Annotated in this window: 21 protein-coding genes and 3 pseudogenes; 15 read left to right on the forward strand and 9 right to left on the reverse strand. The window is 73.1% G+C overall.

All coding sequences use genetic code 11. From position 1 onward, the window contains the following. The first annotated feature begins 22 nt into the window (after positions 1-22). Genes XF36_RS13795 through XF36_RS13810 form a run of 4 tightly spaced genes read left to right on the forward strand, consistent with a single transcriptional unit; the run spans position 23 to position 4,709 of the window. Positions 23-1,210, forward strand: a complete 1,188-nt coding sequence (locus XF36_RS13795) for an LLM class flavin-dependent oxidoreductase (RefSeq protein ID WP_060712301.1) — start codon at positions 23-25, stop codon at positions 1,208-1,210. Further along, a complete protein-coding gene (locus XF36_RS13800; RefSeq protein ID WP_060712302.1) occupies positions 1,207-2,175 on the forward strand; it encodes a dipeptidase in 969 nt (322 codons plus the stop codon). Before XF36_RS13795 ends, XF36_RS13800 begins: the two co-directional genes overlap by 4 nt. Next, on the forward strand, positions 2,172-3,389 hold the full coding sequence (locus XF36_RS13805; protein WP_064485602.1) for a flavin reductase family protein: 1,218 nt from the start codon (positions 2,172-2,174) through the stop codon (positions 3,387-3,389). Before XF36_RS13800 ends, XF36_RS13805 begins: the two co-directional genes overlap by 4 nt. Positions 3,390-3,404: 15 nt before the next feature. Next, positions 3,405-4,709, forward strand: coding sequence for an MFS transporter (locus XF36_RS13810; RefSeq protein ID WP_064485427.1), 1,305 nt, complete (start codon positions 3,405-3,407; stop codon positions 4,707-4,709). Between the two features lie 58 nt (positions 4,710-4,767). Here XF36_RS13810 and XF36_RS13815 read toward each other — a convergent pair whose 3' ends face one another. Beyond that, positions 4,768-5,220: a MarR family winged helix-turn-helix transcriptional regulator gene (locus XF36_RS13815; RefSeq protein WP_060712304.1), complete on the reverse strand. Its 453-nt coding sequence runs from the start codon at positions 5,218-5,220 to the stop codon at positions 4,768-4,770. A gap of 113 nt (positions 5,221-5,333) precedes the next feature. Here XF36_RS13815 and XF36_RS13820 point away from each other — a divergent pair, with 113 nt between their 5' ends. From XF36_RS13820 to XF36_RS13830, 3 genes are read left to right on the forward strand one after another with little or no spacing between them, the layout of a single operon-like run. Next, on the forward strand, positions 5,334-6,872 hold the full coding sequence (locus XF36_RS13820; RefSeq protein WP_060712305.1) for an MFS transporter: 1,539 nt from the start codon (positions 5,334-5,336) through the stop codon (positions 6,870-6,872). After that, positions 6,869-8,080, forward strand: coding sequence for an FAD-dependent monooxygenase (locus tag XF36_RS13825; RefSeq protein WP_060712306.1), 1,212 nt, complete (start codon positions 6,869-6,871; stop codon positions 8,078-8,080). The genes XF36_RS13820 and XF36_RS13825 overlap by 4 nt, the downstream gene beginning before the upstream one ends. After that, positions 8,077-8,997 (forward strand): MBL fold metallo-hydrolase, encoded by a 921-nt coding sequence (locus XF36_RS13830; RefSeq protein WP_060712307.1) that lies wholly within the window; start codon positions 8,077-8,079, stop codon positions 8,995-8,997. The genes XF36_RS13825 and XF36_RS13830 overlap by 4 nt, the downstream gene beginning before the upstream one ends. A 30-nt stretch (positions 8,998-9,027) precedes the next feature. Here XF36_RS13830 and XF36_RS33270 read toward each other — a convergent pair whose 3' ends face one another. Next, positions 9,028-10,323, reverse strand: coding sequence for a DUF3048 domain-containing protein (locus XF36_RS33270; protein ID WP_202968529.1), 1,296 nt, complete (start codon positions 10,321-10,323; stop codon positions 9,028-9,030). 245 nt (positions 10,324-10,568) lie between these two features. On the opposite strand from XF36_RS33270, the gene XF36_RS33275 reads away from it, so the two are divergent. After that, entirely contained in the window at positions 10,569-10,793 is a 225-nt protein-coding gene (locus XF36_RS33275; RefSeq protein ID WP_060712309.1) for a hypothetical protein, read from the forward strand. 138 nt (positions 10,794-10,931) lie between these two features. Here XF36_RS33275 and XF36_RS13845 read toward each other — a convergent pair whose 3' ends face one another. The 5 genes and pseudogenes from XF36_RS13845 to XF36_RS13860 all read right to left on the reverse strand — a co-directional run bounded on the left by XF36_RS13845 (position 10,932) and on the right by XF36_RS13860 (position 15,871). Beyond that, the gene (locus XF36_RS13845; RefSeq protein WP_060712310.1) at positions 10,932-11,663 is read right to left on the reverse strand and encodes a methyltransferase; all 732 of its coding nucleotides are present in this window, start codon (positions 11,661-11,663) and stop codon (positions 10,932-10,934) included. A gap of 121 nt (positions 11,664-11,784) precedes the next feature. Next, positions 11,785-11,967, reverse strand: a pseudogene (locus XF36_RS35920) (hypothetical protein); the annotation flags it as partial. 38 nt (positions 11,968-12,005) lie between these two features. Continuing rightward, complete coding sequence (locus XF36_RS13850; protein WP_060712311.1) at positions 12,006-12,722, reverse strand: MerR family transcriptional regulator; 717 nt, start codon at positions 12,720-12,722, stop codon at positions 12,006-12,008. A gap of 57 nt (positions 12,723-12,779) precedes the next feature. Then, the gene (locus XF36_RS13855) at positions 12,780-13,679 is read right to left on the reverse strand and encodes an LLM class flavin-dependent oxidoreductase (RefSeq protein WP_060712312.1); all 900 of its coding nucleotides are present in this window, start codon (positions 13,677-13,679) and stop codon (positions 12,780-12,782) included. Next, complete coding sequence (locus tag XF36_RS13860; RefSeq protein WP_202968530.1) at positions 13,676-15,871, reverse strand: LLM class flavin-dependent oxidoreductase; 2,196 nt, start codon at positions 15,869-15,871, stop codon at positions 13,676-13,678. The genes XF36_RS13855 and XF36_RS13860 overlap by 4 nt, the downstream gene beginning before the upstream one ends. Positions 15,872-16,181: 310 nt before the next feature. Between XF36_RS13860 and XF36_RS13865 the strand changes: the two genes are divergently transcribed. Beyond that, entirely contained in the window at positions 16,182-17,297 is a 1,116-nt protein-coding gene (locus XF36_RS13865) for an NAD(P)-dependent alcohol dehydrogenase (protein ID WP_060712313.1), read from the forward strand. Positions 17,298-17,338: 41 nt separating this feature from the next. After that, positions 17,339-18,412, forward strand: a complete 1,074-nt coding sequence (locus tag XF36_RS13870; RefSeq protein WP_082375405.1) for an MBL fold metallo-hydrolase — start codon at positions 17,339-17,341, stop codon at positions 18,410-18,412. Between the two features lie 470 nt (positions 18,413-18,882). Here XF36_RS13870 and XF36_RS34845 read toward each other — a convergent pair whose 3' ends face one another. Together XF36_RS34845 and XF36_RS35605 are read right to left on the reverse strand one after the other, a co-directional pair. Further along, positions 18,883-19,080, reverse strand: a complete 198-nt coding sequence (locus XF36_RS34845; protein WP_202968573.1) for a hydroxyethylthiazole kinase — start codon at positions 19,078-19,080, stop codon at positions 18,883-18,885. Between the two features lie 79 nt (positions 19,081-19,159). Further along, positions 19,160-19,732, reverse strand: a pseudogene (locus XF36_RS35605) (hydroxyethylthiazole kinase); the annotation flags it as partial. Here XF36_RS35605 and XF36_RS13885 point away from each other — a divergent pair. The 5 genes and pseudogenes from XF36_RS13885 (at position 19,616) to XF36_RS13905 (ending at position 22,941) form a co-directional block, all read left to right on the forward strand. Beyond that, positions 19,616-20,329 carry an LLM class flavin-dependent oxidoreductase gene (locus tag XF36_RS13885; protein WP_060712315.1) on the forward strand — a complete coding sequence of 238 codons (714 nt, stop codon included), beginning with the start codon at positions 19,616-19,618 and terminating at the stop codon, positions 20,327-20,329. The pseudogene XF36_RS35605 and the gene XF36_RS13885 overlap by 117 nt on opposite strands. Next, a complete protein-coding gene (locus XF36_RS13890; protein WP_060712316.1) occupies positions 20,326-21,231 on the forward strand; it encodes a shikimate dehydrogenase in 906 nt (301 codons plus the stop codon). Before XF36_RS13885 ends, XF36_RS13890 begins: the two co-directional genes overlap by 4 nt. Before the next feature lie 61 nt (positions 21,232-21,292). Next, positions 21,293-21,908: pseudogene (locus XF36_RS13895) on the forward strand (transposase); the annotation flags it as partial. Positions 21,909-22,204: 296 nt separating this feature from the next. Then, the gene (locus XF36_RS35220; RefSeq protein ID WP_349675503.1) at positions 22,205-22,483 is read left to right on the forward strand and encodes a hypothetical protein; all 279 of its coding nucleotides are present in this window, start codon (positions 22,205-22,207) and stop codon (positions 22,481-22,483) included. 134 nt (positions 22,484-22,617) lie between these two features. Beyond that, positions 22,618-22,941 carry a hypothetical protein gene (locus XF36_RS13905; RefSeq protein ID WP_060712318.1) on the forward strand — a complete coding sequence of 108 codons (324 nt, stop codon included), beginning with the start codon at positions 22,618-22,620 and terminating at the stop codon, positions 22,939-22,941. The last annotated feature ends 7 nt before the right edge of the window (positions 22,942-22,948 follow it).

Consider the following 22,948-nt stretch of genomic DNA (forward strand, 5'->3'; position numbering starts at 1 on the left):
GCCCCGACCCCCAGGAGTACAGATGATCGACGACTTCGGCCTGCTCTACGTCGGCAACGTGATCGACGGAGACGACATCGGCTTCGACGGCCCGCTGCCGTCGGAACGCCGCTACGACAGCGCGCGGATGTTCTCCGCCTTCGACGAGGCGCGGACGCTGGCCCGGCTCGGTGAGGCGCAGGGCTTCACCACCTTCTGGATGGCCGAGCACCACTACCAGCACGAGGGTTTCGAGGTCATCCCGAACATCCCGCTGCTGAGCCTGTGGCTCGCCCAGCACACCGAGCGGATCCGGTTCGGCTGCGGCTTCAACATCCTCCCGACGTGGAACCCGATCCGGCTCGCGGAGGACTTCGCCGTCGTCGACCACCTGACCGGCGGCCGGCTGCGTTTCGGTGTCGGGCGCGGCTACCACGAGCGCGAGCTCGTCGGGATGAACCCGATGACGGCTGGCCTGGACGACGACGACCGTCGCGCGCTGTTCCAGGAGCAGGTCGAGCTGCTGATCACGGCGTTCGGTGAGGAGCGCTGGAATCACAAGGGCCGGTTCTACGAGCTGCCCCCGGCCGGCGCGGTGCACCGCGGGCTGCCGGTCACCGACCTCACGCTGGTACCGCGCCCGGACCACCCCGTCGAGATCTGGCAGCCGACGACCAGCGGCAACCCGCAGGGCGTCGAGTTCATGGCCCGCCACGGCATCAAGGGCATGATCGCCGGGATGCCGAGCTCGTTCACCGGCAAGTTCGCCACCATCTACCAGCAGGCGAACGCAGCGGCCGGGCGCGAGCTGGAGCTCGGCGAGAACCTCGCCGTCGGCTTCCGCGCCTACCTCGCCGACTCCGAGGATCAGGCCCGTCGCGAGCTGCGCCCGATCTACGACGAGTACAGCAAGTTCGGCGCGCCCCTGGGCGTCAACCCCTTCAACGACGAGCTCGTGGCCCTGCACCGGGCACGCGGACTGCCCGTCCCCGACGGCGCCCGGCACATGAGCTTCGAGCAGGTGCTCGACTCCGGAGCCTGGTTCGCCGGCACCGCCGAGCAGTTCCTCGAGCGGCTCGACGGGCTGCAGCGCGAGCTGCCGGGCCTGCGCCACCTGCTGGTCAACCTCCACATCCCGGCCTCGCACGCGCAGAACCGGGAGCAGGTCGAACGGCTCGGCCGCGACGTGCTCCCGCACGTCCTGTCCGGCGCGGTCGAGGTGACGGCATGAGCACGCCGGTCGTCGTCGACGGGTGCAACCCCAGCAACTGGGACGACCCGCAGGTCTACGCCAACCTCGTCAAGGGCGGTGTCACCGCCACCAACGCCACCGTCGCGATCTGGGAGGGCTACACCGATGCCGCCGACGAGATCGGCCGGTGGCTACGGCGCTTCCGCGAGCGCGAGACCGAGATCCTGCAGGTCCGCTCCGTCGCCGACATCGCAGAGGCCCAGCGCTCCGGCCGGGCCGGCATCATCCTCGGCTGGCAGAACCTCGCCCCGATCGAGAACGACTTCGAGCGGCTGGAGGTGTTCGCCGCGCTCGGGGTGCGCATCGCACAGCTCGCCTACAACATCCGCAACCTGGTCGCCAACGGCTGCTACGAGCGGGTCGACGACGGGCTGTCCGGCTACGGGATGCAGGCCGTGCGCAAGCTCAACGACCTGGGCATCCTGATCGACCTCTCGCACGTCGGCGACCGCAGCTCGATGGAGGCCGTGGCGCACTCCACCGCCCCGGTCGCGATCACCCATGCGAACCGGCGGGCGTTCCACGACACCCCCCGCAACAAGCCCGACGACCTCATCCGGGCCGTCGTCGACGGCGGCGGTGTGATCGGGGCGAACGCCTTCCCCCGGTTCCTCCCGCACGGGTTCGACTCCACCGTGGACGACTTCCTGGACGCGATCGAGAACATGGTCGAGCTGGCCGGTGTCGACCACGTGGGTATCGCGACCGACTTCTGCGAGGGCCAGGACATGGCCTACTGGCACTACCTGCGTGCCCTGCACGGCAAGATCCCCGGCGCCGAGCCCCAGGTCCCCCGCCCGGACCCGTCGCTGGCCGGGCTGGGGAACGCCGCGCACATGCCCCGCGTCGCCGAGGGGCTCGCCGGGCGAGGCTACTCCGCCACCGAGGTCGCGAAGATCGTCGGCGGGAACTGGCTGCGCCTCTACGGCGAGGTGTGGCGATGAGCGACGGACCCGGCCCGTCGGCCGACGCCCGCCGCCATCGGGAGGTGCTCGGTCACTATCCGACCGGCGTCGCGGTCGTCACCTCGATGGACGAGACCGGTCGCCCGATCGGCATGGTGGTGGGTTCGTTCACCTCCATCTCGCTGGACCCGCCGCTGGTCGGCTTCCTCGCAGCCCGGAGCTCGTGGAGCTATGCCCGGCTCCGTGACCGGCCGAGGTTCTGCGTCAACATCCTCGGAGCCCACCAGGGCGAGCTGTGCCGGGTGTTCTCCGAGCGCGACGACTACCGGTTCCGCACCGTGGACTGGCTGCCGTCGGTCGGCGGGTCGCCGGTGATCAGCGAATGCGTGGCGTGGATCGACTGCGTCACCGACCAGGTCCACCGGCTCGGGGACCACGACCTGGTCGTCGGGCGCGTGATCGAGCTCGAGGCCGCCAACCCGGGGCTGCCGCTGCAGTTCTTCCGAGGCGGCTACGGCAGCTTCGCGCCCCGCTCGTCGATCCTGCCCCCGTCCGACGGCGATCAGGCCGACGACGACCTGGCCCGTGCCCGCGCGACCGTCGAGGACCGCCGTCACCACCTGGAGACGGCGGCTCAGCGGCTCGACCGCGAGGTCGTCGTGCTCGCCCGCGACGAGGACCGGATGAGCCTGGTCGCCAGCGCCGGGTCCGACCACAGCACGACCGCGTCCGTGGTCGGACGACGCTTCCCCTTCGTCCCGCCCTACGGCGCGCTGTTCGCCGCGCACGGCGCCGGCCTCGACGACTGGCTGAGCCGGCTGCCGGTGGCGCCGGGCCGCCACGACCGGGACCGGGCGGCGGCCGCGCTGACCCGGGTCCGCGAACGCGGCTGGTCGGTGGCCGTGGCCGACCCGGCCCAGGCCGCGGCGGACCGGCTGATCGAGGCCTACACCCGGGGCCCGCACACCCCCGCACTCACCGACCAGGTACGCGTCGCCATCGCGGCGCTGGCGCGGACCTACGAGGTCGCCGACGAGGAGCTCACCGCGGCCCGCCCGATCCGCCAGATCAGCGTCCCCGTGTGGCACGGCGGGGCCGAACCGGTCGCGACACTCGGCGTCCACTCGCTGTCCGGACCGCTCGTCGGCGCCGACATCGAACGGTGCGGCCCGGTCCTCGCCGACGCGGCCGCGGCGATGAGCGCCGGGGCGCCCTGCTCGGCCACCGTACGCCCCGCCTTCCCGACCCTCTAGAGACGAGGAACGACCATGTCCCTCTCCGATGCACAGGCCACCCCCGTCGCCCCCGACTCCCGGCCCGCCGCCGGGCGGGCCACCCTCGCAGGAGCCGTCGGCAACCTGCTCGAGCAGTACGACGCGGTCATCTACGCCTTCTCCGCGACCGTGATGGCCCAGTTGTTCTTCCCCGGCGACGGCGCGACCGGCCTGCTCCTGACCTTCGGCGTCTTCGCCGTCGGTTTCGCCGCGCGACCGATCGGCGCGCTGGTGTTCGGCTACATGGGTGACCGGGTCGGCCGGCGGCGCACGCTGATCCTGTCGATCATGCTGATGACCGTCTGCACCGTTCTCATCGGGCTGCTCCCGACCTACGCCACCGTCGGCATCGCGGCACCGCTGATGCTCGTCGTCCTGCGGCTGCTGCAGGGCGCGTCGACCGCCGGCGAGACCGCGGGCTCGGCCACCTTCATCGTGGAGCACGCGCCGACCGGACGCCGCGGCCTGCTCGGGAGCTTCCAGCAGGTCAGCTCCGGTCTGGGCTTCCTGCTCGCGAGTCTCGTCAGCATCGCGCTCTCGCTGGCCTTCACCGAGCAGCAGATCCTGGACTGGGCCTGGCGCCTGCCGTTCCTCCTCGGCGCCGTGACCGGCCTGGCCGCGCTGTGGATCCGCCGCAGCGTCCCCGAGACCCCCGAGTTCACCGCCCTGCGCGAGAACGACGAGGTGATGGAGAACCCGCTGCGCGGGGTCGCCCGCCGGTCCAAGGCCGCCACCGCGACCGCCATCGGATTCGTCGGGATCTGGTCGATCGGCTACTACCTGTTCCTCACCTACATCCCCACGTTCCTGCAGCAGGTCGCCGGTGTCGAGCGCGCACCGGCACAGCTGTCGAACCTGCTGTGCATCGTGGTGTTCGTCCTGCTCGTGCCGGTCTTCGGCCGGCTCTCGGACCGGTTCGGGCGCCGCCCGGTGCTGCTGACCGCGGTGGGCGGATTCGTCGTCGGCTCGGTGCCGCTCATGATGGCCCTGTCGACCGGATCGCTGCCGCTGGTCTATGCGAGCCAGCTCGTCGTCGCCGCGCTGCTCGCCGGCATCGCGGGTCCCGGCCCCGCCGCACTCGCCGAGCTGTTCCCCACCGACGTCCGGTACTCGGCCATGTCGCTGGGCTGGAACATCTCCAACACCCTGTTCGGTGGGCTCGCCCCGGTCCTCGCGACCGCCCTCATCGCGGGCACCGGGCTGAACTGGTCGGCCGGGTTTATCTCGCTGTTCTGCGCGCTGCTGGCCCTCGTCGTGGTCCTGCGGATGCGCGAGACCGCCCACAGTCCCCTGCCGTGACCGGCACCGGCGTCGATCGGACGCTCCCGGCCGGCGCGGGCGCCCCCGCGCACGCACCTCAGTCCGAAGCGGCTCGCATGACCGCGGCGACCCGGTCGAGGTAGGAACAGACGACCTGCCGGTCCCGCTCGGACATCGTGTGACTGAGTTCGTCCATGGCGCGCAGGACGGGTTCCCACACGCCGTAGCTCAGGCGCTGCGCAGCCGGGAGGGCCCGCACGGAGATCCGGCGGCGGTCGTCGCCCTCGCGCACGCGCTCGATGAGCCCCGCGGACTCGAGCCGGTCGATCAGGCTGGTGACCGAGGCCGGGCGCAGGTCGAGATGGCGCGCGAGGTCGGTCAGGCCGAGCGAGCCGTGCATGTCGAGCAGCCGGAGTGCCCTCATGTCCGAGGTGTTCATGTTCATGCGGCGGGCCTGTCGTGCCGCCAGCGCCGCCTGCGCCTCGCTCATCTCGCGCAGCGAGATCATCGGCGAGCTCAGCTCGGCGAGCCAGGACGGAGGTTCCTCCACGTCGCTCCTCCCACACTACGACGAACGAATATTATTGTTATCGTAAGATCGTGCCCATCAGAGTACGTCCCCGGAGTCTACGGCCCATCACCCGTGGCGCCCCGCTGCCCGTCGTGGCGGCCGTGGGGGCGGCGTTGGTCGTGGTCAGCGCATCGTCGCCGTCGCTCGGGATCGCGTTGCCGGAGCTGGCCGGGGACATCGGGGCGAGCCAGGCCGAGACCACCTGGATCAGCACGGTCGGCTCCGTCGTGTCGGCCGCGGTCCTGCTTCCCGCCGGTGCCGCGGCCGACCGGTGGGGACGGCGTCGGTTCCTGATGGCCGGCCTGCTGCTGTTCGGGCTGGCCGAGGTGGCGACGGCGTCGGTGTCGCAGCCGGAGCTCGTGATCGCCCTGCGTGCACTGGTCGGGCTCGCCTCCGCCGTCGTCCTGCCGGTGACCCTGGCCGTGCTCGTGGCGGCCTTCCCGCGTGAACAGCGAGCACGGGCGGTCGCGGTGTGGGCCACCACCGTGAGCGTCTCCGCCTCCGTCGCCGGCCTCGCCAGCGGACAGCTGACGACGGAGGTCTCCTGGCGTGTCATGCCGATCGTCCTCGGCGCCGCGGCGCTGCTCCTGGTGGTGCCGCTGCGCCTGACCCTGCCCGAGAGACGCGACGCCGCCGCCACGTCGGATCCGCTCGGCGGGCTCCTGATCCTGATCGGGATCGGCGCCCTGGTACTGGGCATCGGGCAGGCCGGCCAGGGCCCGGCCACCGCTCCGGCGGTGCTGGTACCGCTGCTCGTCGGCCTGGTCGGCATCGTCGGGTTCGTGCTGTGGGAGCTGCGCACGTCGTCGCCGATGCTGCCGGTGCGCCTGTTCACCGGCCGGGCCCTGCCGGTCGGCACGGTGCTGTTGCTCCTGATCACCGGCGCCTTCTCCGCCTACACCTTCATCGGGGTGCAGTACCTGCAGAACGTGCGCGGCCTGACCCCCCTGGAGACGGCGCTGACCTTCCTCGTCACCGAGGCGGGCGTCGTGTCGGGTGCGGTGTTCGTGCCGTGGCTCGTGCGACGGTTCGGGGTGCGTCTGCTCGGCTCGGTCGGGGCGACCCTGGTGGGCGTCGCCTTCCTGGCGCTGGCGGCGAGCGCCGGGCTGAGCGCGTTCTGGCCGTTCGCGGCCGGGCTGGCGCTGCTCGGCGTCGGGTTCGCGCTCAGCAGCACACCCGCATCGACCCTGGTCGTGAGCGGTCTGCCACCCGCACGCCTCGGCGTGGCGTCGGCCGTCAACAACGTCGGGCGGGACATCGGCGGCGCCGTCGGTGTCGCGCTCGTCGGCGCGGTCCTGCTCGCGGTCTACCAGAGCCGCGTCGCGCCCACCCTCGCCGGCCTGCCACCGCCGTCGGCCGAGCAGGTGGGCAGCGGGATCACCTCGGCCGCCGGGGCGGCCGGTGACCTCGGCCCCGCCGCTGACGGTGTCCTCGACGCCGCCCGCCAGGCGTTCCTGGCCGGCTTCCAGGCCGGGGCGACCGCCGCCGCGGCGCTCGCCTTCGCCGCCGCCCTGCTCTGCGCGGTCTTCGCCCCCCGCGGGATCCGCACCGCCCGCGACATCAGCCCCGAGCTCGAACCCGAACCGGCCCACCGGACCGGTACCACCGACCACACCAGGAGGACCTCGTGACCCGTCACGCTCTCATCTCCGGCGCCAGCGTCGCCGGCCCCGCACTCGCCCACCGCCTCGCCGCGACCGGCTGGGACACCACCGTCGTCGAGCGGGCCCCCCGCCTGCGGGACGAGGGCCACAACATCGACGTCCGCGGCGCGGGCCGCGAGGTCGCGCGGCGGATGGGCGTCGAGGACGACATCCGGGCGGCCGGGACGCACGAGCGCGGCCTGCGCTTCGTCGACGACGACGGCCGTGCCGTCGCGTCGTTCCCCGTCGACACGACCTCCCGGCTCGACGGACCCACCGCCGAGCTGGAGATCCTGCGCGGCGAGCTGTCCCGGGTCCTCTACGAGCACACCCGCGGGAGCACCGACTACCGCTTCGACACGCAGATCACCGGACTCGACGACCGCGGCGACCGGGTGACGGCCACCCTGTCCGACGGCTCGACCGTCGACGCCGACCTCGTCGTCATCGCGGAGGGGCTGCGCTCGCGCACCCGTGACCTGGTCTTCCCCGGCGTCAACGTCCGCGAGCTCGGCATGTACATGGCCTACCTGACGATCCCGCGGGACCCGGCCGACGACGGCTGGTGGAACTGGCACCACGTCCCCGGCGCGCGCGGCGTGCACCTGCGCCCGGACAACCTCGGCACCTCCAGGGCCCTGTTGACCTTCCTCTCCGACGTGCGCGGCCTGGACTCGCTGCGACGCGCCGACCAGGTCGCGGTGCTGCGCGCGACCTTCGCCGACGCCGGGTGGATCACCCCGCGCATCCTCGACGCGATCGACGATGCGCCCCTCTACTTCGACGCCGTCGGGCAGGGCGTCGCCGCCCGGTGGAGCAGCGGACGCGTGGCCCTGCTCGGCGACAGCGCCTTCTGCGCGTCGCCGATCGGGGGCGGCAGCACCAGCCTCGCGCTGATCGGCGCCGAGGTGCTGGCCGGTGAGCTCGCCGGCGACACCGACCACCGCGCCGCGCTGACGCGCTACGAACGGATCCTGCGACCGCTGGTGCGCGAGGTTCAGGACAACCGGCCACCCGTCGAGCTCGCCAACCCCCGCACCGCTCGCGGGATCCGCGGGCTGCGGGCGATGGCTCGGGTGGGGGCGAGCCGGCCGGCCCGGCGGATCGCCGGGATGTTCGGCCGCGAGACCCCGGCACCCATCGAGGCCTTCGAGCTGCCCGACTACCCGGCCCAGCCGGTCGCGCGCACCCGGTGACCGCCACCCCGACCACGGCGGGACCGACGCCGGGCACGCCGGAGACGATCGGGATCCCGGTCGTCTCCGGCGTGCACGCCGCACCGGCACCCGCGGCAGAGGTGCCCACCGGATGGCCGGGGACCGTCTGCGGTCCCACCGGCCACGACGAGGGGGGGACGACGGTGACCCTGCCGCGCCAGGGGGCGCCGGTACCGCTGGCCGCCGACCTGTGGTGGGTACCGACCGGGGCCGCCAACGCCTACCTGTGGCGCGACCCGGACGGTGTCGTGGTGCTGGACCCGGGGCTGCCCGGCGAGGAGGACGTGGTGCTCGACGCCCTCGCCCGGCTCGGTGGACGACCGCAGGACATCGCCCGCATCGTGCTGACCCACTGGCATTCCGACCACAGCGGAGCCGCGGCGGCCCTGGCCACGTTGACCGGGGCCGAGGTGCTCGCCGGCGCCGCCGACGCCGCCGTGCTGCGCGGCGAGTCCCGCGGGACTCCGCCCGACCTGACCGAGGACGAGCGGCCCGTGCACGAGGCGATCGCCCGTGCGGCCGGGACGGTGATGGACGCGCCCCGCATCGCGGCGGCGCGGGACCTGCACGACCGGGACCGCCTGGGGCCCGGCGGTGGCGCCGTCGCCCGGCTCGTCGGCGGGCACACCGAGGGGAGCGTCGCGGTCTGGATGGCCGCCCGGCGTGCGGTGTTGACCGGGGACCTGGCCCGCGGCACGGACGACGGGGGCGTCGCGTTCGGGCTGTTCCACGTCGACCGGGCGCGGACGGCGGCGGCGCTCCGCGAGCTCGCCGCGCCGGACCCGGTGGTCGCCGGGTTCGGCCACGGTCCACCCGCCACCGGGTCCGCCGCCTCAGCACTGCGCGTCGCCTCCGACGGGGTGGCGGAGGGGGACGGCCTCGGCGAGGAACGATGAGGCGGGACACCGAGTGCCGCCGCCGACGCGTCAGCGCGCTACGAGCAGCACCCAGGTACGACCCGGTCTCAGCGGGACCTCACGGCCGTCGGGCCCGGTCAGGCGGGTCGGGGCGGCTGCAGCGGGGCGGGACCACCGCACGGGGAAGGAGCGTCCCTCGCGCAGGACCTCGGCGTCACCCGTACCGACGGTGACCGCGATCGGGGACACCGAGCCGGCGCCGTCACGAACCGTGGACTCCCCGACACCGACCCGCTGCACGAGCACCGTGTCCGCCAGCACCGGCCGCCGGTCGGGACCGGCGACGGCGGTCTCACCGCCGGTCGCGACCGTCCACGCGGCGTCCTGCGCGCTCCACGTGACGGTGACCGCGGTCGAGCCCACCCGCACGGTGCGCTCCGGGACCGGGGCGCCCCCGGCAGGCGCCGGCCCGAAGCGCAGACCGATGTCGCGGGCCGGCCCCGCCTGCGGAACCGATCCACGCAGGGCCGCCAGATCAACGTAGAGGTTCAGCGGTGCCGGCCGGCGGTCGTCGCGCCGGAACGCGCCCGGGACGTCGCGGGGCGCGATCGGGACCATCGGCGCGGGCACGAGCTGCTCCAGGACCGGCGGGGCGGCACCGGAGAAGACGAGAGCGGGCATGCCGTAGGCACCGAGGAGGCCGATGTCGGTCTCCCGGGCACTGCGCACCGGCCCGACCGACCTCGGCAGTCGCGAGGCGAACACCGCGAGCAGCCGGGTGAGACCACCCTCGACCGGCTCGACGTAGACGACGTCGGCGGCCTCGACACCGTCCCACGGACGGGCCTTCGCGGTGTTGTCGATCTTCACGGCGAACACCTGTGCGCCCGGCTCGGAGGGCAACCCGGTCAGCGGCGACCGGAGCGGCGCCGGTGCGTCCGGCGCGGTCGACGGCCGCGGGACGGGTGACGGCGGCGCGGTGCAGCCGACCGTCGCGGCCAGCAGGATCCCGGCCAGCACCGTCCCGACAAGGGCCACCACCGCCCGGCTCCCACGCACCGGCGCACCGTACTCGGCCACCCCGCGCCGCGGCCGCTCGACACGGACGTCCGCGGGGCGGCGGGCGGGCCCACGATGGGTCCCGACGCTCGGGCCACCGTGGCGGGACGTGCCCGACGAGCAGGACCCACCGACGGACGGGAGGCGACCACGCCGGGCGCCCCCGCTGCGGACGACGGCGACCGGGCGGCAGCCAGGGGGGAGCCGGGCGGCGAACCCGAGCAGGTCGGCCGCCGACAGCGACGCCGCGGTCCGCGCGGCCAGCTCGCTCATCTGCAGGGTGCGCCCGGGCTCCTCCGACAGCACCGACAGCACCATGTACTCGAAGAACGTCAGATCGGATTCACCGCAGGCACGCCGACCGCACCTCGCTCGCCGCTGCGCTTGCCCGCAGCGCGCGACTCGACATCGCCGCGGGGCGGTGGGACGCCGCCCGGGACGCTGCGGCCGAGGGGCTCTCCGCTGCCGAGCGGATCGGCGCCGAGCACATCGCCTCGGAGTGCCGCAACTGTCTCGGGTGGCTCGCCGCCGTCCGCGGTGACCACGCCGGCGTGGACCGGCTGGCCACCCGCACCCTGCGCCTCGCCGGGCCGCGTCGCGATCGTGCGGTCAGCGCCGCGGCCGAGTGGAACCGCGGGATGGCCGCGCTGGCGGCCGGTCGCGCCGACACCGCGCTCGGCCTGCTCGCCCGCCTGGACGAGCGCGGACACGACGCGGCGCATCCGATCGTCGCGCTGTCCGCCGGGCTCACCGGGGCGGAGACGGCACGGAGATGACGGATGGCACCGCCGCGCCGTCGGAGACCGCCGACCGGCTCGACGCCCGCGGCGACGAGGTCGTCGGCCTGCTGTCCGGGGAGAACGGCACGACGCTGCAGGAGACGGCGTTCGCGGGTGCTCAGCCGTCCTGCGGACTCAGACCTCCCGCACGGTCGCCTCGAGGACCGAATACCCCGACACGCTCGACCGCGCAACACCGTCCAGCACGAATCCCGACCGGGCGAGCAACCCGGCGAAGTCCGAGCGGGTGCGTTCCCGCCCGCCCACCATCGCGAGCATGGTGAGATCGGAGATCTTGCCCAGATGGGGCTCGTCTCCGTCCGGCAGGACGACCTCAGCCACCACCAGACGCGCACCGGGAGCCGCAGCCGCCCGGATCCGGCCGAGGATGCGGAGTGCGTCCTCGTCGGTCCAATCGTGGAGCACGGTCGATAGCAGGTACACCTGCGCCGACGGCACCGACTCGAAGAAGTCGCCGCCCAGCACCTCGATCCGGTCGGCCAGGCCTGCCCTCGCGAGCTGATCGTGCGCGGTCGCGGCGACAGGCGGGAGATCGAGCAGCCACCCGCGCCGGTCGGGTTCGTCAGCGACCAACGCAGCCAACACCGACCCGTCGGCGCCACCGACGTCGACGACCGTGCCGGGCGGGAGCCGGTAGCCCTCCAGCACCTCCGACTGCGCCCCGTGGGTCACGTCGGCCATGGCAGCGGCCAACGCCGGCACGTGCTCGGGGTGGGCCTGCAGGAACTCGACGAACGGCATCCCGTTGACCAGGTCCGACGCGGTGCGCCCGGTACGCAGGACCTCGGTCAGCGCAGCGAAGGGCGCATAGTGCGTCTCCATCCAGAACAAGGCGGTGCCGTACACCGACCCCCGGGTCCCCGGGTCCCCGGGTCCCCGGGGCGAGCGTGGCCCCCAGCTCGGTGACCGCGACGGTCCCGTCCGGCTCGTGGGTGAACACCCCCTGCCCGGTCAGGGAGTGCAGCACCCGGCCGAGCAGGTGCTCGTCCACCTCCGCTTCCGCCGCCAGGTCGGCCACGGTACGGGGCCCGTCCAGCAGGGCCTGCGGGATTCCCAGCCTCGCCACCGCGTAGAGCGCCTGGGCGATCTGGAACCCGGCGAGCTTCTCGGTCATGAGCGCGCCGAGCTCGGCGGCCGGACGACTGTCCATGGTTCTCGTGCACCTCGGTCGTGGTGATGTCGTGTGCTTCAGGGCCCTGCTGCGTCGATCTCCCGGGCGCGCCGCAGCACGTCGATCTGGGCACGGTTGAACAGCGCCTCCACGGCGTGGCCGACGACCCTGCGTGCCGCGGCGGCCTGCCGCGGTGTGGTGGCCTTGGGTTGCCACACCACGGAGCGCTCGGGCCCGGTCACGAGCGCCAGCGCGATCCGTTCTGCGAGCGCCTGCCTCCGCTGTTCGTCGGCGTCCTCGGGCAGGTCCCGGAACGCCTCGTCGAGCTCGTCGTTCGGGGCGGCTTCGAGAAGCTCCCGGACCGCGGTCATCGACTCCACGGAGTAGAGCTGGGCACAGATCGACAGCAACGCGCGATCGTTCTCCCGCAGCCGTGGCGCGACGGCTCCGAACTCGGTGGGGACCTCCGGTGTCGCGCCGGGCAGCGACAGAGCCGACAGCTCGCTCTGCACGGCCTGCAGGCGTTCGACGGTCCTCGCCAGCTCGGCGTCGACGGCTCGGAACACCGAGGCATGGCTCCCGTCCCGCGTCACCTCGTCCACCTGCGCCAGCGGGACCCCCAGATCAGAGAGGCGCTTGATGTGCAGCAGCCGGGTCAGGTGGCCGATCTCGTACTTCTTGTAGCCGTTGGGCGCCCGGTCGGGTTCGGGGAGCAAACCGATCTCGTGGTAGTAGCGCACCGCCTTCACGCTGGTGCCCGTGATCTCCGCGATCTCGCGGGTGCTCCACGTCATCGGAGGATCCCGTTCCGCGCGTTGCGGCGCCTCATCGTCCGGCCCGGCCGCATCGGCTCACCGGGTCCGCTCTGCGGCGACGATCTCGCGGGCGCGTGGTGCGACCTCCCGGCCGAACAGCTCGAGTGCGCCGGGCTCGTCGGAGGCGAGAATGAACCCGGACGTCCCGTGGGTCAGCGCGATCTCGGCGACCTGCTCGGCCCACTGCGCCGGTGGCCCGTCGAGGAGCCCCTTCCCGGTGCCGGTGAACGTCCCGGCGATGTTGAGGTAGCGGGTCACCTCGCGCGGGTCGCGGCCCGCCGCGGCTGCGCCCTCGTCGATGTGGGAGTTCATCTCCGCCAGCGACGCCGGACCGTCCGGCAGAAACATCAGCGACGGCAGCCACCCGTCGGCGAGCCGCCCGGTCAGCCGCAGCATCCGGGGCCCCAGCGCCCCGATCCGGATCGGGATCGGATGGGCCGGGGCCGGGCCGCGCTTCGCACCGTCGACGTGATGGAACCCGCCGGCCACGCGCAGCGGGCCGGGCTCGTCGACCGCCCAGATCCCGCGCATCACCGCGATCGCCTCCTCGGTCGCCCGCACGGCCTCACCGGGTGCGAGACGCCGGCCACCCATGGCGACGACGGCGTCCCAGAACGCTCCGGCACCGAGCCCCATCTCGACCCGGCCGCCGCTGAGCAGGTCCAGGCTCGCGGCGGCGCGGGCCAGCAGCGGGGCCGGACGCAACGGCAGGTTGAGCACGTTGCCGCAGATCCGGACCCACTCGGTGCGTGCGGCGACGAACGACATGAGCGTCCAGGTGTCGGTGAACGCCGCCTGGTACGGGTGGTCCTGGAAGGAGACCAGATCCAGCCCGGCCCGTTCGGCGACGAGCGCGAGTTCGACCGGGCGCATCGGCGGCGCGGCGACCGGGGTGAGGAAGCAGCCGAAGGTCAGCTCATGGCCGTAGTCGCTCATCGGGGACTCGCTTCCGGGGTCGGGGTCAGGGCGAAGTTGTCGTCGAAGACGCCGTCGGGGTCGTAGGTCGCCTTGAGCCCCCGGAGCCGGGTGAGGGTCCGGACAGGCCATGCCTGGTCGATCCGCTCGGCTCGCAGACTCGTCTCGAAGCTGAGGTACAGCCCGTCGAGGAACGGCACCAGCGACGCCCACTGCGCGTCGACGGCGTCGGGATCGCTGCCCATGACGACGAGTGAGAAGTTCGCCGACCGATGAGGGTAGGCCGTCGCGTCCGGGGCGACGTCGGCGACCGCGCCGCCGACCGAGCGCAGCTGGAACCAGTGCACGACGCCGCTGCGGAGCACCCGGGCGGCGACGGTCGCGAACTCCGGCGTCAGGTGGTGGACGAGCCCGCTTCGGGAGACCGGTTCGCCGCGCGAGACCGGTGCGTCGTCGCTCGCGTTCGCCATGATGTCGGCGTAGGAGGTGATGGCCACCTGCTGCTCGTACATCGGGGCGAGCCCGGCCAGCGGCCGCAGCCGGGCGAGCACGGTGTCCGGGTCCGGTGAGTCGACGACGGTACGGGTGAGTGCCACCGCGGGTCGTCGGCCGCTCGGCGGGGGCATGATCAGGAAGCTGGTGAGGTCGCGCGGGGACTCCTCGACCACCCGGCCCCACCCGACCAGGTAGCCCGCGACGTCGGGCACCACCTGGGTGAGCGCGGCGAAGGCCACCGGGCCGACCTCGTCGGCGACGAACTCGAACGCGGTGACGATCCCGAAGTTGGCTCCGGCACCGCGGACCGCCCAGAACAAGTCCGGATTCTCCGTCTCGCTCGCCCGCACCACTGAGCCGTCGGCCAGCACCATCTCGACGGCGCGGAGGCGGTCGATCGTCAGCCCGTGCCCGCGGGCCAGGTAACCGATCCCGCCGGCGGTGGCGAGCCCGCCGACGCCGACGCCGCCGTAGTCGCCCGAGCTGATCGCCCAGCCGTACGGGGCGAGCGCGTTCGCCACGTCGGTCCAGCGGGCTCCCGGTCCGATCCGGACCCGGCGTGCCGCCTCGTCGAGCACCGCGACGGTGTTCATCGGCGACACGTCGATGACGATGCCGCCGTCGTTGGTGGAGCGCCCGGACAGCCCGTGCCCGGCGCTGCGCCGGGACAGTGGCAGGTCGGGGTGCCGGCGGGCGAACCCCAGGGCGTCCACGACCTGCTCGACGGTCCCGGCCCGCAGGATGATGCCCGGCGAGCCGCCACGCAGGTAACCCCCGCGCAGCCGGGCGTAGGCGAGGTCCCCGGGTTCGACGGCGACCGGCCCGGCCGGGACGCCGTCGTAGTCGATACCGGGCCGGCGCCGGGCGAGCGCCGAGGACCGGCGCACGCGCAGCCCGGCCGCACCGTGTGGGAGAGCCGCATCGGCGCCCGCCCGGACCGCGGGGACGACCTCACGGGCGAACCGGCGCAGCTCCGCCGGGGCGTCGCGGGCGGAACCGAGATCGAGCACGATCGTCCCCACCCCGTGCTCGACGACGAGTTCCAACAACACGGCCGCCCCGCCGTCGGTGCCCGTGGCGGGAACGGTCACCCACCGGCGGATCTCGCGCGGGTCACGACCGACCTCCCGGGCGGCGGCGTCGACGAGGCGCCGGCCGACGGCGAGGTCGTCGGCACCGGTCAGGGGCACCGACCAGCCGTCGGCGCGGGTCCCCGCCAGCCGCGCCAGGTCCGGGGCGCGCGGGTCCGGGCCGCTCACCGTGATCGGCACGTCGTGGGCCGGTGCCGCCTTCTGCGCCCCGGCGAGCCGGTGCCGCCGCCCGTCCACGCGGGCGAGCCCACCGTCGAGGACGTCCCACAGTCCGGTGACCACGTCGATCGTCTCCCCGCCGTCGTGCCCGGGCTCCCCCACCGTGATCCCGAGCTCGACCCGGCCCCCGCTGAGATGGTCGAGACCGGCGGCGGTCCTGGCGAGCACCGCCGGGTTCCGCGCGGTGCCGTCGTGCCCGTCGGTACCGAGCCGGACCGTGTCGGTGACGGCGGCGACCCAGGACAGCACCGTCCACGCCTCGGCACCCGGGAGGTCCGGCCGGTCGGGGACGACGACGAGGTCCAGCCCCAGCTCCTCGGCCGCCCGGGCGAGCCGGACCGACACCGCCGGGTCGCTGGGCAGCCGGACACCGAACTCCAGACGCTGTCCGTAGTCGGACTCGATCACGAACGGCCACACTCCCCCGGCCCGGCGGTCCACCTGTCGTCGGCAGACGTTAGGGGCGTTGCCGTCCCGGCGGATCGGCTGGTCGATCCGTCGCCGCCCGCGCCGGGACGGCCCGACGCGATCCGCGGGCCGTGCACTGCCCGGGCACGCGCCCCGACAGCGGATAGGACGGCTGATCCGGATTGTCCGAATCGCTCCTAGCGTGCAGGGAGTACGCAGCACCCAGCTCACGTCACCGTCACCCTCACCGGAAGCAGGCCATGACTCACCTGATCGATCGCCCCGCCGCCCGTCGCCCGGGGACCACCGGATGAGCATGGCCGCGCGGGCGGCCGTCCTGGAGACGAGGGACGGCGCCTTCGAGATGCGCGACATCACCGTCGACGAACCCCGCGCCGACGAGGTGCTCGTGCGCATGGTCGCCACCGGCATCTGCGCGACCGACGCCCACGTCCGCGCCCAGCGGATCGCGACCCCGCTGCCGGCGGTGCTGGGCCACGAGGGCGCAGGCGTCGTGGAACGGGTGGGGACGGCCGTGACCAGCGTCCAGCCCGGAGACCACGTGGTCCTGTCCTACCACTCGTGTGGGGTGTGCCCGCCGTGCGTGTCCGCGCACCCGGCCTACTGCGACCGGGTCTGGGACGCCAACTTCGCCGGTGCCCGGCTCGACGGGACCAACGGTCTGCACGCGGTGGACGGGGTCGAGCCCCGCGGGCACTTCTTCGGGCAGTCGTCGTTCGCGACGTATGCGCTGGCGCACCGGCGCAACACGGTCAAGGTTCCCACCGACGTGGCGCTGGACGTGCTGGCGCCGCTCGGATGCGGGTTCCAGACCGGGGCGGGAGCCGTGCTCACGGCACTCGGCGTGGCGCGCGGTTCCTCCTTCGCGGTGTTCGGGACCGGTGCGGTCGGGCTGGCAGCGGTCATGGCCGCCCGGATCGCGGGCGCCGCGACCATCGTCGCCGTGGATGTCGAGAAGACCCGGCTGGACCTGGCACGGGAACTCGGCGCCACCCACGTCGTCGACGCGAGCCGGGTCGACGACCTGGCGGCGGCACTGCGCGCGATCGTCCCCCGTGGGACGGGCTTCGCCCTCGACACCAGCGGCCGCAGCCGGAACCTCACCGCCGGGGTCGACGCGCTCGCCCCGATGGGCCGTTTCGGCTTCGTCGCCTTCCACGACGGTGCCGAGGCGATGGTGGACGCGTCGAGGCTCGCCGTCGGACAGAGCCTGCACGGGATCATCCAGGGCGACGCGGTGTCGGCCCTGCTGATCAACGAGCTGATCTCGCTGCACCGCGACGGGCGCTTTCCCGTCGACCGGCTCACCACCCACTACGACTTCGCCGACATCGGCACGGCGTTCGACGACGTGGCCTCCGGAGCGGTGCTCAAGGCGGTCCTGCGCTTCCCCCCACCGGCCTGATCCCCGGCGGCGAACCGAGAAACGACCTGGAGGACCACACCATGTCCCAGAAGCCCATCGTCGCGACCGACGAGCCGGCGTTCTTCGCCATCGACCCCTACGGTTTCCCGCGCGCCGGGCAGGACGACCCGGCCGACCCTGCGACGTACTACCCCCCGTACTTCCGCAGCGAGCGATTCCAGCGGCTCGGCTACCACGTCCAGCAGCTGCGCGGAGGATTCCACTGGGTCACCAGCGGCGGCTACGACGCCGCGTTCGTCGTGACCGACGACGGCGTCGTCGCCATCGACGCTCCGCCGACGATCGGGGAGAACATGCTGGCCGCGATCGCCGACGTCACCGACAAGCCGGTCACCCACGTCGTCTACAGCCACTGGCACGCCGACCACATCGGCGCCGCCGCCGTGTACGGGCCCGACGTCGAGATCGTCGCGCACCGGATCACCGGGGAGCTCCTCGAACGCTTCCCCGACCCGCTGCGCCCACCGCCGACGACGGTCTTCGACGACGACCTGACCCTCGTCGTCGGCGGAACGACGCTCGAGCTGTCCTACAAGGGGGAGAACCACTGCCCCGGCAACATCTTCGTCTACGCCCCGGCCGAGAAGGTACTGACCGTCGTCGACATCGTCAGCCCGGGCAGCGTCACCTTCATGCACTGCGACGCCTCCCAGAACATCATGGGGTGGTACCAGGCCCATGAGCAGATCCTGGCCTACGACTTCGACTACTTCGTCGGTGGTCACCACATGCACTTCGGCACCTACGACGATGTCCGGACCTGCGTGGAGTACTTCGCCGACGTCCTCGACGGGGCCACGGCTGCGGTCGAGCGGTTCAGTCGCTCCGACGAGCTGCTGACCATTCTCGACGGTGCCGGATGGGACCGGGTCTTCGTCGGCACCGAGAACTGGATCAACTCGATGGCCAACCACGCCACGAAGTACGTCCTGGAGAAGGAGACGAGCACCGGGCAGCTGTGGTGGGAGCGTCTGGCCGGCGCGACAAGCCAGACCAAGTACCACGCCTACACCGTGCTCGAGTCGATCCGTCTCGAGCGGCCCCGGCCCGGCTACCGGCTCCGCGGGGAGAACCCACCGGTCTTCCTCACCTGAGCCCGCGCGACCGGCCCCGAGACGTGCTTCCTCGATGCTGCCGCGGAGACTCCTCGCACGAGCCTTCGACCATGATTCGGCGCCACAGCGGCCCCCACGACGCGGCGAGGAAGGCGGCCAGCTCCCGCCAGGCGTCGTGCGGTCCTCGGGCGGTCCGCCACACCACGTGAGCGTCGAGGCGCACGACGACAGCACCCTGCGGGCCGATCTCCAGGCGCTGCGCCACCTCGGGATCGAGCTCGTCCGGGAGATCTGTGCCGGTCCCGTAGCGCACCGCCGGGTCGAACGACCCGCCCAGACTGCGTGGGACGGCGAGCGAGTCGGGGATGAAACAAGGTCGAACCGGGCGTCCTCGAGCAGCCGGGCGACGCGCAAGTAGTGCTCCGCCCGCAGGAACGACGAGGTGCTGTCCGGGTGGCGCCATCCGGCGGTGCCCTGCGGGCCGGCGTTGAGGAAGGCCGCGAGGTGCATCAGTCCGCCAGCAGGGACAGCTCGTCGAGGAAGGCGACGGCGAACGAGCCGGTCCCCCGGGCCGGCCGGGCCCGCCGGGCGGCCTCCGCGTACACCGCGTGAGCGACGGCGACAGCGGTCGACCGGTCGTCGACCGCGGCCAGCGCGGCCGCCGTCAGCGCGCCCAGCGCGCAGCCGGCACCGGTGACCTGGGTCAGCCGCGGATCGCCGCCAGGTGACGGCGACGGTCGCGTTACGGTCGGTGACGTAGTCGGTCGGCCCGGAGACGGCGACGACGGCGCCGGTCCGCGACGCGAGCTCCGCGATCACCGGTATCGCCTCGGTCGAGTCGGCGGTGGTGTCCACACCGCGGCCGCCCGCGCCGCCGTTCAGCGCGATGAGCTCCGAGGCGTTGCCCCGGATCGCGGTCGGCCGGTGTGCGAGCAGCGAGCGCACGATCTCGTCGTACTCGCCCGCCCCGGCGCCGAAGGCGACCGGGGCCCCGGGCAGCGCACCGATGGCCGGGCTCGCCCCGACCGCCAGCAGTACGTTGGCGCTCAGGTTCGCCGCGACGTAGTTGGTCAGGCCGTAGCAGAACGGTGCGGTCGCACCGATCGCCCGGACGCCGTCGGGGACGACCGGATCGGCCCAGGTCAGATCGTGCACCGCGATAGTTCCGCAACAGGGACCACGATCTGCATACAGATCGGCGACTCCCAGTCTGCCGTCGCGTCGCGGGCGTGTCCCACGCCTGTGCTGTGTCCCACCGTCCTGCTCGGCTCTCTCCCCGGCAGGATCGATCTCGGTGTCGGGCGGGGCGGCGGCACCACGGTCTCCCTCGACGCGCAGCTCGACCAGCTCGGCGGCCATCTGACCGACCCGCTCGGATCGGCCCTGCCGCACGCGAGCGCCCCAGCCGAGGTCTGGCTCGTGGGCTCGAGCGTCGCCAGCGCACTCGTCGCCGCCGAGCGGGGTCTCCCGTACGCCTTCGCACACCACTTCTTCGGCCCCACCGACGCCGTCCGGGCGCTGGAGACCTACCGGAGCAACTTCCGTCCGGGGCCCACCCGCTCCGTCCCGCACGCCATGCTCACCGTCCACACCGTCTGCGGCGAGGACGACGCACACGCCCGGTGGCTCGTCGCCCCTGCGCTCGCACCCGCGCTCGGTGTCACCGGGCTCGGCCCCCGGAGCCCGTTCCCCGCTCCCGACGTGGCGGCCACCCTGCCCTGGACGACCGACCAGCTCGACGACGCCACCCGACTGCTCGACGAGCAGGCCGTCGGTTCGCCGGCGACGGTGCGCCGACGCCTGCACGCACTGGCCGAGACCACCGAGGCGGACGAGCTCATGCTCACCTCCAACCTGACCGACGGCGAGGACAAGCTGGGCAGTCTCAGCCGCATCGCCGCCGCGCTCGGCGAGGGCGACCGCATCCGCTCCGCCGCGACCGGTCCGCCGCGATGACCACGACCGTGCTCGACCCCGAGCTCCTGGGGAGCCCGTCGACCACCTACCGGGCCGGACTGATCGGGTCCGGCATCACGACGTCCGCCTCACCCCTGCTGCACGAGACCGAGGCCGCCGCCCACGGCATACGGGCGGCGTTCGCCCTCCTCGATCTCGACGAACTCGGTCACGGTGTCGAGGTCCTGGGCGGTGTCCTGCGGGAGGTCCGGGCCGCGGGCTGGCAGGGGGTGACCGTCACCCACCCGGCCAAGCAGACGATCATCCCCCTCCTCGACGCGATCACCCCCGACGCGGCCGCCATCGGCGCGGTCAACACCGTCGTCTTCGACCAGGGACACGCGATCGGACACAACACGGACTGGTCCGGGTACGCGCGAAGCCTCCGGACCTGCCTGCCAGGAGGCCTGGCCGACGACGACCTGCGTTCCGTCGTGCTGGTCGGTGCCGGTGGGGCGGGCTCGGCGGTCGCCCACGCGCTGCTCTCGATCGGCGTCGCACACCTCTGGGTGGTCGACATCGACCACGACCGGGCGTCGGCGCCCGCAGCGACGCTCCGACGACGACACCAGGACCGGACCGTACGCACGGGTCGGCCCGACGACCTCCCGGCTCTGCTCACCGGCGCCACCGGGGTTGCGAACGCCTCGCCGGTCGGCATGACCGGCCACGAGGGACATCCGGTACCCGCTTCTGCCCTCCACCCAGGTCTGTGGGTCAGCGACATCGTCTACCGGCCACGCCGCACCGCCCTGCTGATCGGGGCCGAGCGGGCAGGCTGCCGCGTGCTGGGGGGCGGGCCGATGGTCGTGCTGCAGGCGGCGGACGGGTTCGAGGTCCTCACCGGGCGTCGGGCCGACGCCGACCGCATGCTGAGCCGGTTCGAGGCGACTCACCCGTGAGAGGTCAGGCCCCGTCGTAGTCGAGCCGGGACACCTGGACGTGCGACCGGGCCGGCTGGGGTTCTTCCGCGACCTCACCGCCCGTGGCCTGTCCGGGGTCCGGCTGGTGACCTCCGACGCCCACGCCGGCTTGGTGTCGGCGATCGGGGCGACCCTGCCCGGCACGGCCTGGCACAGGTGCAGGACGCACTACGCGGCGAACCTGATGACCGCGACACCGAAAGCCAGCTGGCCGTGAGTGCGGGCGCTGGTGCACTCGGTCCACGACCAGCCCGACGCCGCGAGCGTTCACGCCCAGTTCGACCTGGTCCTCGACGGCGTGGCCGACAAGCTGCCGAAGGTGTCCGAGCACCTCGACGCCGCCCGGGTCGACGTCCTGGCCTTCACCCCGTTCCCGAAGGAGGTCTGGCGCCAGATCTGGTCGAACAACCCGAGCGAGCGACTCAACCGCGAGATCCGCCGCCGCACCGACGTCGTCGGGATCTTCCCCGACCGCGACTCCCTGACCCGCCTGGTCGGCGCCGTTCTGGCCGAACAGCACGACGAATGGGCCGAGGGGACGGCGCTACCTCGGCCTCGACGTCCTGGCCCGCGCCCGCGTCACCGCCGTCCCCGACACCACATCCAGCAGTGAGGAGGTGACCTCGACCACCACCATCCCGGCGCTCAGCGCCTGACCGAACAAGAAGATCACGCGGTCGTCGTCACACACCACGCCAGCGGACTTGACCGTGGCGCTCCGCTGGCCGCCCGCGCACCCGAGGTTGCCGCGGCACTTGTCGCGCATGGCTGGGAACTCGCCGTCGGGATCACAGATGCCGGCACCGAGTGGGCCGATCCGGACAAGCTTGCCGCCGCTAGCCGTTCTTCGACTCGTGGATCGGGTAGCGAGCAGCGGCGAACGCCACGGCCGAACCGGGTCCTCGCATTCCCCCTGACGTTCAACACGGCGAACAAGATCGCCACCGGGGTGATGGACAACGATGTCACCGGCATGCTCTGCGACGCACTCGGGACAGGCTCTCCTGTGCTGGCGACGGTGATGGTCAACGACCGGCTGTGGGGGCACCCGGCCTGGACCGCCACACTGGACCGGCTCACCGCCGCCGGGGTCCGGTTCCTGGACCCCCGTGTCGGCTACGTCACGAGGCCGGCGCCTGTGCCCTCTGGTACAGGTGGAGAGGTAGTCAAGAACTTCGATCCGCGATGGATCGTCGATGCCGTGGCTGCTCTTCCCGACCGCGACTCCTGACGCCGGACCCCACGCGACCCGCACTCCTGTGCGGGTCGCATTTTTGTGCGGGTTGAGCCTCTGACCTGGCGGTTTCCTAGGTGGGCGCTCCCCGAGAGTCGGGACGACAGAGCGCGAGTCCCAGGAGGACCGTCATGGCCACGATCAAGGTCGACATCACCGGCACCCGCTACACCGTGGGCGCGGCTCCGCGCCCGAAGAACGACATGGACGGCCGTCAGCGCACCGACCGCCAGACCGGGACGCCGCTGTTCACCACGCAGCTGGTCAAGGTCGACGCCGAGGGCGCCGAGATCCTGACCATCACCACCCCGGGCGCTCCGCAGGTGGAGCAGGGCGCCGAGGTCCGCCCGGTGGGGCTGATCGCGATCCCGTGGCAGCAGGGTCAGCGGGCCGGTGTGGCGTTCAAGGCCGACCGGATCGAGCCCGCGCACGCGCAGGCGTCCAAGGCCTCCTGACCGCCCG

Origin of the sequence: Pseudonocardia sp. HH130629-09, assembly GCF_001294645.1 — a bacterium.
Lineage (GTDB): Bacteria > Actinomycetota > Actinomycetes > Mycobacteriales > Pseudonocardiaceae > Pseudonocardia.